Source organism: Nostoc sp. GT001 (assembly GCF_030382115.1).
GTDB lineage: Bacteria > Cyanobacteriota > Cyanobacteriia > Cyanobacteriales > Nostocaceae > Nostoc.
In genome coordinates this window covers 2,153,494-2,168,251 of record NZ_JAUDRJ010000003.1, presented here as the reverse complement: position 1 = coordinate 2,168,251, position 14,758 = coordinate 2,153,494, and the positions used below count along the sequence as shown (strand labels likewise).

Genomic DNA, 14,758 nt, shown 5'->3' with positions numbered 1-14,758 from the left:
AATCAACATAGGGGTGTTGAAAAAGTCATGAGAAAACTACGGAAAAAGCAAGGGAATCCAGATTGTCACCCAGCTAGTGAAGAGATAAAATCAATCACGCCTGTTTGAACTAGTCAGCCCAAGTACACTCTAAATCAATGAATAATTAAGGGTTTGACTATTGTATAATCTGGCTTGCAAGTCAACCCTACTTTGCTACTCAATGTAAGAATTGAAGGCCGTTGAACCATGCTGGAAATTCCTGAATATAAAATTTGGGCAAAAATCCATGAAAGTGCTAATTCACGGGTCTATAGAGGAATACGGGAACGGGATCGTTTGCCTTTAATCTTCAAGATTTTGAAGAAAGACTACCCTACGCCAGAGGAAATCACACGCTATAAGCTGGAATACGAAATTACCCGCAGCTTATCATTGGAAGGTGTTATCCAGGCTTACGACTTGCAGCAATATCAAAGCACTTTTGCGATCGTTCTGGAGGACTTTGGAGGCGAATCCTTAACAAAAATTATCGCGACAAAAAGGTTTTCCTTAATCGAATTTCTGAAGTTAGCTGTTCGGATTGCTGAAATTTTAAGTGAAATTCATAGTGCAAATATTATTCATAAGGATATTAATCCATCGAATATTGTTTTAAATCTAGAAACACAACAACTTAAATTTATTGATTTTGGGATTTCAACTGCCCGATCGCGGGAGACATTGACTCTCAAAAATCCAACCGTATTAGAGGGAACATTAGCTTACATCTCTCCAGAGCAAACAGGCAGAATGAACCGTTCTCTCGACTACCGAACTGATTTTTATTCATTAGGTGCTACCTTCTATCAACTTTTGACTCATCGGCTGCCGTTTGAATCTAGTGATGCCCTGGAGTTGATTCACCACCACCTAGCTTTGGAACCCATTCCACCCCATGTTATCGATCCAGAAATTCCGGCGATCGTTTCCGAAATTATCCTGAAACTTTTAGCTAAAACAGCAGAGGATCGATATCAAAGTGCCTGGGGAATTAAAACTGATTTAGAACAGTGTCTAATTCAGCTAGAAAATACGGGACGAATAGAGCCTTTTTTGTTAGCGCAACAGGATATTTCTGATAAGTTTTATATCCCAGAAAAACTCTATGGCAGAGAAAGGGAGATTGAGACATTATTAGCAGCGATCGCCAGAGTAGCAGGTAACAGAGATGGATCTCAAGTTGAACTGATGCTGATAGCAGGATACTCCGGTATTGGCAAGTCAGTATTGGTGCAGGAAATTTATAAACCGATTACGCAACAACGGGGCTACTTTATTTCAGGCAAATTTGACCAGTATCAGCGCAATATTCCTTACTTTGCGATCGCTCAAGCCTTTGAATCACTCATCAAACAATTATTGACTGAAGAGGATGTACAACTGTGTCAGTGGCGAGACAATCTCTTAGCTGCCCTCGGCTCAAACAGTCGCGTCATTACCAAAGTAATTCCCACATTGGAATTAATTGTCGGCAATCAACCAGACGTACCAGTTCTACCGCCAACAGAATCTCAAAATCGCTTTAACCAAGTCTTTCAAAATTTCATTCGCGTCTTTACCCAGTCAGAACATCCACTCGTCATTTTTTTAGACGATCTCCAGTGGGCAGATAATGCCTCACTGAAGCTGATTCAACTGCTAGCTACCTCCACCGAGAAACAATCGTTGTTGTTAATGGGGGCATATCGAGATAACGAGGTGAATACAGCTCATCCCCTGATCCAGATGGTGGAGGAAATTCGCCAAGCTGGAGCAGTAGTGAACCAACTTTCTCTCGCAGCATTAAGCCTACCTGATATCAATCAGCTGATTGCCGATACATTACACTGCCAACCAGAGAATTCCCTACCCTTAGCGTCACTGGTGCAACAAAAAACTGGTGGCAATCCCTTTTTCATCAATGAATTTTTGAAATCTCTCTACACTGAAGGGCTAGTAGAATTCGATCGCCAAACAAAAAAATGGCAATGGTCGATAGAACTAATTCAGAATCGGGGAATTACCGATAACATTGTGGAGTTGATGGCAGGTAAGATTCAGAAGCTCAACGAAAAGACGCAGCAAGTGTTGCAGCTATCTGCCTGCATTGGCAACCAATTTAATCTCGAAACCCTGGCATTTGCCGCCCAATTATCCCAACGGGAAGCCGCGCAAGCTTTGGGAGTAGCGATCGCTCAAGGGTTGATTTTGCCCATGAGTAATGCCCACAAATCCGTTGTCTTGGATGTGCCACTCCCTAGCAACCCTGTCATTGAATATAAATTTGCTCACGATCGCATTCAGCAAGCAGCTTATTCTCTGATCCCCGAATCAGAACGGCGAAATGTTCATCTGCAAATCGGCAAACGACTGCTCCAGGAAGCTTCTGCCCAACAGCGAGAGCAAAATATCTTTGATATCACCAATCAACTCAATTTAGGTCAAGAGCTAATTAAAATCCAGGCAGAACGGCATGAACTGGCTCAACTAAATTTGATGTCAGGGGAAAAAGCGAAAGCTTCTACAGCATACAACTCTGCTTTAAAATACTTCCAAATCGGTTTAGATTTGTTGGCAGATACTTGCTGGCAAACTCAGTATGAATTGGCTCTAGCTTTGTATAGTTTGGCAGCAGAAACAGCTTACCTCAATGGCGAACTGGAGTTAATGGAACAATTGGTAAGCTGTGTGCTAGAAAATACCAAATCGCTGGCAGCCAAAATTAAAGTTTATGAGGTAAAAATTCAAGCCTATGCCGGACAGATGCAATTTCTGTCAGCATTGGCGATCGGTCTTCAAGCTTTAGAGGAATTAGGCGTACATCTGCCAGCTGCACCAACTCCAGAGGAAATTCAGCAAGCATTCTCCAATACTGCCCGCACCTTGCAGGGTAAACCCGTGGAAGATTTGTTTGATCTACCAACCATGACGGATGCAGTTGCTCCCCTCAGCATCCGGTTATTAGCAAATTTGATGGCCCCAGCCTACCAAGCAGCCCCGGCGCTATTTCCGCTAATCATTCTGGAGATGGTGAATTTATCAATTAAGTATGGCAATCATGACCTTTCTGCATTTGCCTACGCCGCCTACAGTAACATTCTGGGCAGCGTGCTTCTAGAAATTGAAATCGCCTATCAGTTTGTGCAGTTGGCACTGAAGCTACTAGAAAAATCCAGCAATTTACCGATCCGTGGTAAAACCCTGTTCATGGCCAACACCTCTGTGCGCTTTCGGACTATTCACCTCAAAGAAACGATTAAACCATTACAGGAGGCTTACCAAATTTGCATTGAGACGGGAGATTTGGAGTTTGCCGCATACAGCATTTTGCACCACTGCGACCACTGTTTTTTTACGGCTATGCCCCTGCCTGAATTAAAACAAAAACTGGAAAGCTACATTCAAGTACTTACTCAACTGAAAGAATCTACTAATGCCAATGCACTCAAGGTTTATCAACAGACAGTCTTGAACTTGATGACAACATCTGCAACTCCCGAAGTTTTGATCGGTGAGGCTTACGATGAGTCGCAACAATTACCTTTGCTACAACAAGCTAATCATCATAAAGGGCTGTTTTATCTTTACTTCAATAAGCTGTTTCTTTGCTATTACTTCGAGAATTTTCCCCAAGCCGTTGACAATGCCAATCAAGCAGAAAATTACCCAGATGGGGGTAGGTCGAATGCAGTTTTCCCCATCTTCTATTTTTATGATTCCCTGGCGCGACTGATGCTTTATCCGCAGGTGAATCAGGAGGAGCAAGCAATGATTCTCCAACGGGTAACTGACAGTCAACAGAAGATGCAGCTTTGGGCACATCATGCCCCGATGAACTATTTACATAAGTGGTACTTGGTAGAAGCAGAAAGGCATAGGGTATTGGGTGAAGTAGCAGCAATGGATGCTTACGATCGCGCCATTACCCTAGCCAGAGAAAACGAATACCTCCAAGAAGAGGCGCTAGCCAACGAACTAGCAGCAAAGTTTCATCTGGCAAACAACCGGATGACAATTGCTAAAGCCTATCTGCAAGAGGCGAAATATGGTTATTTAAGGTGGGGGGCAACTGCTAAAGTTGAAGATTTGGAAAGACGCTATCCCCAACTGCTAGAACTGCGATCGCAAAGAACCAGCACACGTCAACTTGACACCACACAATCGACTTCAAGTAAGTTAGAAACACTTGACCTAGAAACGGTATTGAAAGCCTCCCAAGCGATCGCCAGTGAAATTCTCTTAGATAAACTTCTGGCAAAACTGATGACCATCCTGATTGAGAATGCCGGGGCGCAAACAGGTTATCTGATTTTGCCAACACAAGACGAATGGCGGGTTGAAGCGATGGGATCGATTGGCAATGAGACAGTAGCCGTTTTGCAATCAATTCCCTTGGAATCGATATCAGCAGACAGTACTCCTTACTTGCCAACTGCGCTGATTAATTACGTGGTTCGCACCCAAGAAAGTGTTATCCTCGACAATGCTGCTCAATTTGGCAATTTTCAATCTGAACCCTGGATTGTTCACCACCAATCGAAATCAATTCTTTGCGCTACTCTTTTGAACCAGGGAAAATTAACTGGAATTGTCCTTTTAGAAAATAATCTTACCACCAGCGCCTTTACCCCAGAGCGAATTGAAATTTTCAGTTTACTTTCTACTCAGGCAGCTATTTCCATTGACAATGCCCGTCTGTTGAAACAGGAGGCAGAACTAAATGAATCCTTACGGGCTGAAATTGCCGAACGCCGACGAGCCGAGAAAGACCGCGATCGCCTAATTACCATCCTAGAAGCATCTACCGATCATATTGGCATGGCCACTCCCCAAGGCAATGTTTTTTGGAATAACAGTCAAGCCAGAAAATTGGCAGGCATACCGCCGGATGCAGATATAACTACCATGAACATCCCCAACTACCATCCCCAGTGGGCATTAGAGATTATCCAAAATCAAGGCATTCCGGCAGCTATTCAAAATGGAATCTGGGTTGGTGAAACCGCTTTGTTGAGCAGTGATGGTAGAGAAATTCCGGTTTCCCAAATGATCATTGCTCACAAAGCCACAGATGGCAGTCTGGAATATTTTTCTACGATCATGCGCGATATCAGCGCCCTGAAATCAGTGGAGGCAGAAGTCCGCCAACTCAATGCTGAATTAGAAGAACGAGTAATCCAGCGGACAGAGCAATTGCAAGCTGCTAACAAAGCGTTAGAGGCTTTTTCCTACTCCGTTTCTCATGATTTACGAGCGCCGCTGCGGGCGATCGTTGGCTTTGCGAGAATGATGCAAGAAGACTACGGTAAGCAACTCGATACAGAAGCCAATCGTTACCTAAAAATTATGCGGGAGAATGCCAAACGCATGGGTGAGTTGATTGACGATTTGTTGAACCTATCCCGCCTAGATCGTAAGGAAATGTCTCGGCAGCCCGTTTTATTCAATGAGATAATTCAACAGGTGCTAAGTGATTTAGCCTCAGATTTGCAGGGTCGTCAGATTGAATTTGCGATCGCCGATTTACCTATATGTCAGGCTGACCCTTCACTGCTCAAACAAGTCTGGATAAATCTGTTATCAAATGCGATTAAGTACACCCGCTACAAATCTCCTGCTTACATTCAAGTGGGCTATGAGGTTATGGATGGGGAAAGAGTATATTTCATTAGAGATAATGGAGCAGGATTTGATATGCAGTATGCCGATAATCTGTTTGGAGTATTCCAACGTCTGCACCGCGAACAAGATTTTGCAGGTACGGGGATTGGACTAGCGATCGTGCAGCGCATTATTCAACGCCACGGTGGGCGCATCTGGGCCGAAGCAGCCATCGATCGAGGCGCAACCTTTTATTTCACCCTTGAAGGGTAAATATAACCCATGAGTGACCAACCCAATGACCCATCTTTAGAGCAATCAATTTCCATTGTGTTAGTTGAAGATAATCCTACTGATGCCGAGCTAACTATCCGAGCATTGCGTCGCGGTAGAATTGGCAACAATATTCAACTACTTCAAGATGGAGCCGAAGCCCTAGATTTTCTCTTTTGTCGGGGAGAGTACGCCCACCGTAGCATGACGAATCAACCCAAAGTCATTTTGCTAGATTTGAAACTGCCAAGGGTAAGTGGATTAGAAGTTTTACGGCAACTCAAATCCGATCCACGCACGCAAATGATTCCAGTTGTGGTGCTGACCTCTTCTGCTGAAGACCAGGATATGATCGAGAGTTACCAGCTTGGGGTAAATAGCTACATCGTCAAACCTGTCGATTTTGAACAATTTAACCAAGCAGTCCAGCAGCTTGGTTTTTATTGGATCTTGTTTAATCAATTACCAGTTTTGTAATAATTAACCTGAGTTCGGGATAAGGAAAAGGACAAGGTGTAAGGTGTAACTTAAGGTGTAATAGTGCTGGGATTAACGGCAGTAATTTCTGAGTAACGGGCAAAATCACTAATATTAAACGTAAGGATATGGGTCAGCCCATACACTAGCATAGCCGCTGTCAGCCGTGCATCGTGGACATTAACCCCTTTTATCTGATACTGCATAACAAGCCGCTCCCATTCGTCGTAAATGCTTGCGGTATCTGTCAGAAAAGTAAAGAAAGCTTTCAGCCGGATGATTTCTTCTCCAGCTTCAGAGGCAGTGTGACCCAGCCCATTTTTATTCGCTGGACGGGTATACACGTTCCAAAACTCAATGAGATTCTGTGGTACGATGCAGAGGGTTTCCCCCTGGTGACGCAGCAAGGAAATTGCATTGATTGCATCGTTGTACATTGGGTGGTTAGAGTCTGCGCACCGCAGCAGGACATTGGTATCGAGCAGATAAGCCACTAGAGCCTCTCGTCCTCATACATACTTTCCCGGCTTACCGCATAGTCCGAAAGGGGAGGTGCATCATGGCGGTGACTTGCTGCCCATTCCCGGAAAGCTGTTACCCACTCCGATGCTGTTGCAGTTTCATGGAAGGGACGTTCTGACTGTTTTACCAGTTGCCGCAACAGGATATCTATATATGGTTTAACCTGCTCTGGAGAAATATTGGTGATGCTTGCCAATAACCGAACTATATTTTCTAACTCGTCTTGATGTTGTTCTTGCAAGTTTTGTAGGTGCTGATAAATCAAGGTTTTCTGAGTACCGCCTTCATGGGTATCTGGATTCATAAGTGTCCTACCGTTGTATGCGCTATTTTCATTATGGGAGGTTTTAAAACTTTATCAATAAGTATGTAATTACGAATTACGTAGCTTGCTTCTCATGCCTTGGCGAGTATTACGAATTACGAATTACGAATTATATTGCAATCCTTCAGCACTGCTACCAATTTTTCAATATGCGCTACTTTATGAGTTGCCATTAAAGATATTCTGATTCGACTTGTGGGCACTGTGGGGGGACGAATTGCTGGGGCAAAAATGCCAGCATCTCTTAGCTGTTTTCCAGCTTTGAGCGCATCTGTAGCATTAGGCAATTGAAAACATAATATGGGTGATTCAGAAGGCAGCAATTTCAGGTTAGGTAACTGTTGCAGCAAAGTTTTCAAGTAATGTATATTCCCCCACAATTGGGCACGATGTTGCGGTTCTTGCTGCACTATCTTAATTGCTGCTAAGGCCGCGGCTGTATCAGCAGGTGAAAGCCCAGTGGTATAAATCCAACTTGGTGCGCGGTTCCGCAAAAAGTCAATTAAGGCGCTACTTCCTGCTACATACCCGCCTAAACTACCTAAAGCTTTACTCAAAGTGCCAATTTGAATTAATTGCTTTCCTGTACACCCAAAATGCTCTACACACCCAGCGCCAGTTTTTCCTAGTACCCCAGTGGCATGAGCTTCATCGACTAGCAGCATACAGCTAAATTCATCAGCGATCGCCAACAGTGCAGGTAACGGACATAAATCGCCATCCATACTGAAGACGGTATCAGTAAGAATCAAACAGCGTCGGTAATTTTGCCGCTGTTGACTCAACTGAGTTTTCAATACTGCGATATCACAGTGTGGATATTCCACCACTACTGCACCGCTGAGAATCGCTCCATTTTTCAGACTGGAATGATTGTACTGGTCAGAGAAAATTAAATCACGTTTGCCTACAAGGGCGGTAATTGCACCCAAATTTGCTAGATACCCAGAACTAAATACCAAGGCATCTTCTGTTTGTTTGGTAGATGCGATCGCCTCCTCTAACTCCTTGTGTAATTCCCGATGCCCACTGAGTAATCTAGAACCAGTACTACCAGTCCCAAATTCTGCGATCGCAGCCGTCGCCGCTGCCATCAACCGCTCATCCCCAGCCAAGCCCAAATAGTCATTGCTGGCAAAATTAATTACCTCTTGCCCAGCTAAAACCACCGTTGCACCCGGACGACCGTTGATAGGTTGTACCGAACGATACCAGTCCGCCCGATGAATTGTTGCTAAGGACTGTTCTAGCCAGGCATAAGGATCGGTGGGCATAGGGGCAGGGGAGCGGGGGGGCAGGGGAGAATAACAAATGACAAATGACAATTAAACTTGTTCGCTACTGAGATGAGCGATCGCTTGTTTAATCCAGTCTTCGACATAGGCATCTTTGGGTAGTCCGATGTCTTCGCTGACCACATGTAGGGCGTGACTGACCTCATGGGCAGTGTATCCCAAGGCGAAGAGGGTCATTTGCACCTCTTCGAGAATTCCTGGTGCAGGCCCGCCTGTGGCGACGAAGAACCCGGCTGATTTACGCCACTCGACCAATTTGCTTTTCAGTTCCAAACAGATGCGTTCAGCGATTTTTTTACCCACACCTGGAGCCTGAATGAGGATTTGTGTATTGCCAGCGATAATTGCTTGGACTAAATCTGGTAGTTCCAGAGTGTCTAAGAGGGCGATCGCTAAGGCTGCACCAATGCCTGTGACAGTCAGCAAGTGGCGAAATAAATCGCGTTCGGCTGGGGAAGCAAAGCCATATAGAAAGGGCACTTCTTCCCGAATTTGCAAATGGGTAAAAATTTGCGCCACTCCTCCCGACTCTGGTAACTGGTTTGCTAGCCGTTGGGGAACTTGCAAATCATAACCCAAGCCATTCACTTCCAGAGTCAGAATCACGCGATTAGCGCCAATTGTTTGGATACCAGCGACTATACCTTTTAGATAACTAATCATTACAAGAGACCAAAATAATTTAAGCCTTCAATAATTCCACCTGCACAAAAAGCTTTTGCCAGGTAGCGGTGCGTAGCGGGATACTCATCGTGCCATTGGAGTAACTCTTTTCGGGCATTCCCCACAATGATTCCCCGTTCGTTGCCTACAGCAAATAAAGCAATATCATTACCTGAATCACCACAGACAACTGTTTGTTCTGCTGCAAATTTCCACTTCTGGCGTAAAAACTGCATTGCCTGACCTTTATCGCTGCTATGGGGTACAATGTCAAGGTCTATTCCGCTACTGTAGATTAACTTTACATTTAATTTAGATTTCTGCAACTCTGCTTCAAGTTGTGGTAGAACATTCGCAGATACTTTTTGTTCTAGAAAACAACTCACTTTGAAGGGACGCTGTTCGGAATCTGGTTGCCTAACTAACTCAGGATATTTTTTTGTAATAGATAATACAGTTTCTCGTTCCCATCCCGGAGAGAGGATTTTTGACCAACCTGAGTCTGGAGTATCAGTACCATTAAGGTATATTTCAGTACCCACGGAAAGGACGAGGGCATCGGGTTGCAAAAGATTTTTTTGAGCTTGGAGTTCTTTGTAAAGTACAGGCGATCGCCCCGTAGAATAAACGATTTTAGTGCCGTATTCTTGGCGATGTCTATTCAGCAGTTGATTTAGTTCTGGTAAAGCGCTGTCATCGCCGACGGTGCGATATACGAGGGTATCATCTAAATCGGTTACAAACAGAAATGGTTTCATGATTAAATCTCTTGCAAAATTTCGTTATTCTACCGTGTGAAGGGACTTTTGAAAGAGATTTGTTTGCTAAAGACAAAGCATCATATCAGAAATTATTCTTTTGTATAGACGGCGATTTATCGCGTCTTTGTGATGATCGATCGCATTTTTGAGATTTAGAATTGTCATCCAAAAACCTTAGCCGAACCGTATTGTCTACTGCCTCTTGAAAATGGCGATCGCCTCATTAGTGCAAAGTTTGAGTGTCGCTATAATGCCATACTCAATCTTAAGAAAACCGATTTGATTGAAGGAGTTGTTTATGTAGCATCACCTTTCGATTAAACTGAATCATAGTTTGCTGTGTACAAGTGCCACCACAGCTTGAACTAACTCTTCTGGATCTAGAGGCTTGGTAACGTGTCGCTGATAGCCACTAATTATAGCTCGCTCGTAATCATCCACTCTGGCATAAGCAGTCAAAGCGATCGCGGGAATTTCTCCCCCTTTTTCGGGCGTTAAGGTGCGGATCTTTTGAATCAGGGAATAACCATCGACTTCGGGCATCCCAATATCACTGACTAAGACATCAGGTTGAAAAGACTCTAGATTTGCTAAAACTTCTGCCGCAGAGTCAACAGTCAAGACTTCTGCTCCGTATTCAGCAAGTAATACTGTTAATAGCTCACGGGCATCGGGATCATCATCAACTGTGAGGACTTTAATCCCCGTGAGTTCGAGTGCTTGTTGTGGCAACTCATCTGGCTGCTTGATTTCCGGTTCAACATTCAGCAGTGGCAACTGGACTGTAAAGGTGGCTCCCAAGCCAACACCTGGACTGTCAGCCGTGATAGTGCCGCCGTGTGCCTCAACTAACTGCCGGACGATCGCTAACCCCAATCCTAATCCCCCATACTTGCGGGTAATTGAGACATCTTCCTGACGGAATGACTCAAAAATATACGGGAGAAAGTCAGAGCTAATGCCTTTACCAGTGTCACTGACGATAATTTGTGCTCGATCGTCAACTTGCTCTAGTCGGGTTTCTACCCGTCCTCCTTTGGGGGTAAACTTGATCGCATTAGAAAGTAAATTCCAAACGATCTGTTGAAGGCGGTTAGAATCTCCAGAGACTTGCCCAATATTCGGCAGTACTGAATGCAACACAATTGATTTGGAAAGGGCTGCTGTATTTACTGTGTCGATGGCAGATTCAATCACAAATGCCAAATTTACAGGAGCCGCCTCAATGCTCAGTTTGCCGCGCAGAATCTTAGCTAGATCGAGCAAGTCATCAATCAGTTGAGTTTGCAGTTTCGCGTTGCGTTCAATGGTGGCTAAAGCTTCAGCCATTTTGGTTTCACTAAATTTGCGGGTTTGCAGCAGTTTTGTCCAGCCGAGAATCGGGTTAAGAGGCGATCGCAATTCGTGGGAGAGAACCGCCAAAAATTCATCTTTGATCCGATTAGCGCGTTCGGCTTCGGCTCTGGCTGCTTGTTCTAGCTGAAATAGGCGATCGCGTTGGATTTCAGCTTGTTTGCGATCGGTGATATCCTGTACATTACCTACCATCCGTACCGCATTGCCCGCAGCATCATAAAAAACCTGACCTCTAGCCGCTAACCAGCGAATACCATCAGGATGTATGGTACGGAAGTCATCTTCATAGTACTCTTCCTGTTGCTGGATGGTGCGATTCACCCCTTCATGGGCTGAGGTGCGATCGTCTGGGTGCAGGAGACTTAACCACAGTTCATAGGTGATTTCCTTTGTGCTTGGATCAAGCCCAAACAAATTGACGTACTCTTCAGATACATGAGCGCTATTGTGGATAATGTCCCAGTCCCATAATCCCGATTGCGTCGCTTTGTACGCCAATTTCAACCGGGCTTCGCTCTCCTGCAAGAGGAGTTCTATCTTTTTGCGATCGGTAATATCTCGTGAAATCAATAGGATTCGTTCCAGCTCGCCCGGAAGCATCCAAAATCGGGCTAACGACTACTTCCCACCATTTCGGAGTGCCTTTTACAGTTGGGCAGTATCCGCTAAAAATGCTGACTTTGCCTGTTTTAGTGGCAGCAAGTGCCTCCTCTGCCTGTTGCCGAGAACTGCCTTCCCAGAAACAGAGCCATTCATTATTGAGATGGGCATTTAAATCATCAATTTCCATCAAACACAGTCCACCTGTATTCATGTACAGCAGCCGCCCATCAAGGCTTAATACCTTGATGCAGTCAGAACTGCTGTCTAAAATGCGGTTTTTAAATTCTTCACTCTGGCGCAAGGCTTCTTCAGTTTGTTGGCGAGTGGTGATATCTCGCCAGGTGGCAACAAATCCATCTCCAAATTTAGCCACGCGGATATCAAAGGCTCTAACTAAGCGTTGTTGTCCGTAATCATCCTCATAAACTAGGCTGTCTTTAATGAGCGGCTGCCCTGTTTCTACTACCTGACAGTATTCATTAAACAATCCACTTTCACGATGCCCTGGTAGTAATTCACACAACCCATACCCAATCTGCTGTTCATAAGTCATTTCATTGTTGAAACAAGCCGCACTATTGACATATTCAGTCACAAAATCGACAATCTGTCCCTGCTCATTTCGTACAGCACGGTATACCCCAAAGCAGTCCAGCATATTTTCAACTGAGGTACGGAAGCGTTCTTCGCTCTTTCGCAGAGCAAGTTCTGCCTGTTTCCGCTCGCTGATATCATGATGGATGCCTGAAAGGCGGAGTGGATTGCCCTGTCGATCGCGCAAAACTACTTTTCCGTGATTAGCAATCCATTTCCAATCCCCAGACTTGGTTAACATTCGATATTCAAATTTGTAAGACACCGAATCGTCATGAAGATGAGCATTCAACCGTTCCATCACCCAAACTTTATCGTCAGGATGAATCAGTCGCTCCCAAGCGCTAAAGTCCCCAGGTAAATCTCCTTGCTCATATCCCAGCATTTCCAGCCATCGGGAACTTAAATAATCTTCATTGGTAAGAATGTTCCAATCCCAGAGACCGCCACCAGAACCTTCCAGTGCCATTTGCAGGCGTTCTTCACTGTCTCGCAAGGCTTGCTCTGCCTGTTTGCGTTCGCTGATGTCTTCGGCAATACCTGCAAACCGATAAATCTCTCCGGTTTCATCTCGAAGGGGAAAGCAGCGATCGTGAACCCAGCGAATACTACCATCGGCTAAAATAATTCGGTATTCTTCATCAAATTTACCTGCAACAGCTTTTTCAGAAAACGCTCTGTCTATTGCTTCTCGGTCTTCTGGGTGGATACAATCGACCCATGCTTGTTGTCCTTGATACAATTCCTCTGGGTTCAATCCCCACAGGCGTTTATATGCAGGACTAACATAGCTGACCCGATTTTCCTGCACCTCTTTGATCCAGAACACCGCATCAATATTTTCTGCAAGCTGCCGAAAACGTTCCTCACTCTCGCGCAGAGTTTCGGCTGACTGTTTGCGTTCGGTGATATCGAGATCGATACCCGCCATCTGAATTGGTTGCCCGTGTTGGTCGTAGAATACCTTACCCTGACTCAGTGCCCACCGAATCGTGCCATTAGGATATACCACTCGAAATTCAATGTCATAGTCTTCTCCGGTGGCGATGGCACGCTCGACGGCTGCCAGAACGCGATCGCGATCGTCAGGGTGGATTCGCGCGGCAAACATCTCGAATGAGCCGTCAAACTCTCCTGGCTCCAGTCCAAATGAGGCTTCCAGGTTATCCGACCAGGAAATTTTTCCCGTTTGGATGTTCCAGTTCCACGTTCCCATCCGCGAAGCTGATAGTGCCAATCGCAGACGTTCTTCGCTCTGGCGTAGTTCTGCTTCTACCTGTTGGCGTTCTTTTAGTTCATGCTGTGCCTGCTGATACAGTTCTGCCTGTCGCAAGGCGATACTCATCTGAGTTGCCAACTCTTTAAGCAAGTCAATTTCTAAGGGCTGCCAAAATCGAGGTGAGGTACAATGATGAGCAATTAGCAATCCCCAAAACTGGTTGTCTTGCAGAATTGGTACAACCAGATGAGCTTTGACTTGAAACTGTGCCAATAATTCAGCGTGGCAGGGGTCAATAGTGCGATCGTGAATATCTGATACTGCCGTTACTTGCCCCTGATAATAGCGTTCGATATAATTCTCGTTCGAGGCGGGATCGTGCCTGACAGGTTGCGGTCGATTCGAGAAAATGTAGCTCTCAGCAAGGCAGGGATCGTACATGGTAGACGAGAGGAGCGATCGCCACTGTGTCCCAACTGATTCTGCTATGACTGTGCCATTTCCGTCAGGTTTTAACTGAAAAACTAAGACGCGATCGGTGTGCAGAAATTCTCGCACTTCGGTTACGGTTGTTTGAAGAATTTCATCCAGATTCAGCGATTGGTGAATTTTCTGGGTAATATGTGAGACTACGCGCTCTCGTTCAATACGCTGTTGTAGTTGGGTACGTAGCCGGACTGTTTCAATTGCCCCATTGACTGCTATTTGCAGCCCTTCTGGGGTGATTTGCTCTTTGATAATATAATCTTGTGCGCCCGCTTTGATCGCCTTAACTGCGATCGCCTCATTGCCCTGCCCAGTGACGACAATCACAGGTAGGCAAGGCTGCTGCGTTGAGGGTTGCAATTGTGCTAAAAATTCCAGTCCGTCTAGGTCAGGTAATCGATAATCAAGCAACACAGCATCGGGCTGATGTTGCTGCCAAAGTTCTAGCCCTTGTTGTCCCAGCGTTGCTTCTAGGATAGTGTAAGAAGATTCGCGATCGCGCAGCAAATAGCGCCGATATAGTTCTCGATCTTCTGGCGAATCATCGACAATTAGGAGGGTGCACTGTTGCTGAGACATCGTA

The 14,758-nt window shown here is 45.1% G+C and carries 9 protein-coding genes and 1 pseudogene; 3 read left to right on the top strand and 7 right to left on the bottom strand.

The window, feature by feature from the left end:
- Nucleotides 1-228 precede the first annotated feature (228 nt).
- Together QUD05_RS12120 and QUD05_RS12115 are read left to right on the top strand one after the other, a co-directional pair.
- Complete coding sequence (locus tag QUD05_RS12120) at nucleotides 229-5,874, top strand: AAA family ATPase (protein ID WP_289796263.1); 5,646 nt, start codon at nucleotides 229-231, stop codon at nucleotides 5,872-5,874.
- A 9-nt stretch (nucleotides 5,875-5,883) separates the two neighbouring features.
- Nucleotides 5,884-6,351 (top strand): response regulator, encoded by a 468-nt coding sequence (locus QUD05_RS12115; protein ID WP_289796262.1) that lies wholly within the window; start codon nucleotides 5,884-5,886, stop codon nucleotides 6,349-6,351.
- A 50-nt stretch (nucleotides 6,352-6,401) separates the two neighbouring features.
- Here QUD05_RS12115 and QUD05_RS12110 read toward each other — a convergent pair whose 3' ends face one another.
- From QUD05_RS12110 to QUD05_RS12090, 5 genes are all read right to left on the bottom strand, one after another.
- The gene (locus QUD05_RS12110; protein WP_289796261.1) at nucleotides 6,402-6,845 is read right to left on the bottom strand and encodes a type II toxin-antitoxin system VapC family toxin; all 444 of its coding nucleotides are present in this window, start codon (nucleotides 6,843-6,845) and stop codon (nucleotides 6,402-6,404) included.
- Nucleotides 6,845-7,177, bottom strand: coding sequence for a hypothetical protein (locus QUD05_RS12105; protein WP_289796260.1), 333 nt, complete (start codon nucleotides 7,175-7,177; stop codon nucleotides 6,845-6,847). The genes QUD05_RS12110 and QUD05_RS12105 overlap by 1 nt, the downstream gene beginning before the upstream one ends.
- Nucleotides 7,178-7,293: 116 nt before the next feature.
- A complete protein-coding gene (gene bioF, locus QUD05_RS12100) occupies nucleotides 7,294-8,472 on the bottom strand; it encodes an 8-amino-7-oxononanoate synthase (protein ID WP_289796259.1) in 1,179 nt (392 codons plus the stop codon).
- 51 nt (nucleotides 8,473-8,523) lie between these two features.
- A complete protein-coding gene (ruvA, locus tag QUD05_RS12095) occupies nucleotides 8,524-9,156 on the bottom strand; it encodes a Holliday junction branch migration protein RuvA (RefSeq protein ID WP_109007998.1) in 633 nt (210 codons plus the stop codon).
- On the bottom strand, nucleotides 9,156-9,914 hold the full coding sequence (locus QUD05_RS12090) for a sucrose-phosphate phosphatase (RefSeq protein WP_289796258.1): 759 nt from the start codon (nucleotides 9,912-9,914) through the stop codon (nucleotides 9,156-9,158). Before QUD05_RS12090 ends, ruvA begins: the two co-directional genes overlap by 1 nt.
- 198 nt (nucleotides 9,915-10,112) lie before the next feature.
- Here QUD05_RS12090 and QUD05_RS12085 point away from each other — a divergent pair.
- Nucleotides 10,113-10,229: pseudogene (locus QUD05_RS12085) on the top strand (Uma2 family endonuclease); the annotation flags it as partial.
- A gap of 15 nt (nucleotides 10,230-10,244) precedes the next feature.
- Here QUD05_RS12085 and QUD05_RS12080 read toward each other — a convergent pair.
- Both QUD05_RS12080 and QUD05_RS12075 read right to left on the bottom strand, forming a co-directional pair.
- Nucleotides 10,245-11,771, bottom strand: a complete 1,527-nt coding sequence (locus tag QUD05_RS12080; RefSeq protein ID WP_289799943.1) for a hybrid sensor histidine kinase/response regulator — start codon at nucleotides 11,769-11,771, stop codon at nucleotides 10,245-10,247.
- Nucleotides 11,716-14,754 (bottom strand): PAS domain-containing protein, encoded by a 3,039-nt coding sequence (locus QUD05_RS12075; protein WP_289796257.1) that lies wholly within the window; start codon nucleotides 14,752-14,754, stop codon nucleotides 11,716-11,718. Before QUD05_RS12075 ends, QUD05_RS12080 begins: the two co-directional genes overlap by 56 nt.
- Between the last annotated feature and the right edge of the window lie 4 nt (nucleotides 14,755-14,758).

What these genes read in the sequence shown, in the direction of transcription:
- QUD05_RS12120 (WP_289796263.1), top strand. Translation starts at nt 229, where the DNA reads ATGCTGGAAATTCCTGAATATAAAATTTGGGCAAAAATCCATGAAAGT.
- QUD05_RS12115 (WP_289796262.1), top strand. Translation starts at nt 5,884, where the DNA reads ATGAGTGACCAACCCAATGACCCATCTTTAGAGCAATCAATTTCCATT.
- QUD05_RS12105 (WP_289796260.1), bottom strand. Translation starts at nt 7,177, where the DNA reads ATGAATCCAGATACCCATGAAGGCGGTACTCAGAAAACCTTGATTTAT.
- bioF (WP_289796259.1), bottom strand. Translation starts at nt 8,472, where the DNA reads ATGCCCACCGATCCTTATGCCTGGCTAGAACAGTCCTTAGCAACAATT.
- ruvA (WP_109007998.1), bottom strand. Translation starts at nt 9,156, where the DNA reads ATGATTAGTTATCTAAAAGGTATAGTCGCTGGTATCCAAACAATTGGC.
- QUD05_RS12090 (WP_289796258.1), bottom strand. Translation starts at nt 9,914, where the DNA reads ATGAAACCATTTCTGTTTGTAACCGATTTAGATGATACCCTCGTATAT.
- QUD05_RS12075 (WP_289796257.1), bottom strand. Translation starts at nt 14,754, where the DNA reads ATGTCTCAGCAACAGTGCACCCTCCTAATTGTCGATGATTCGCCAGAA.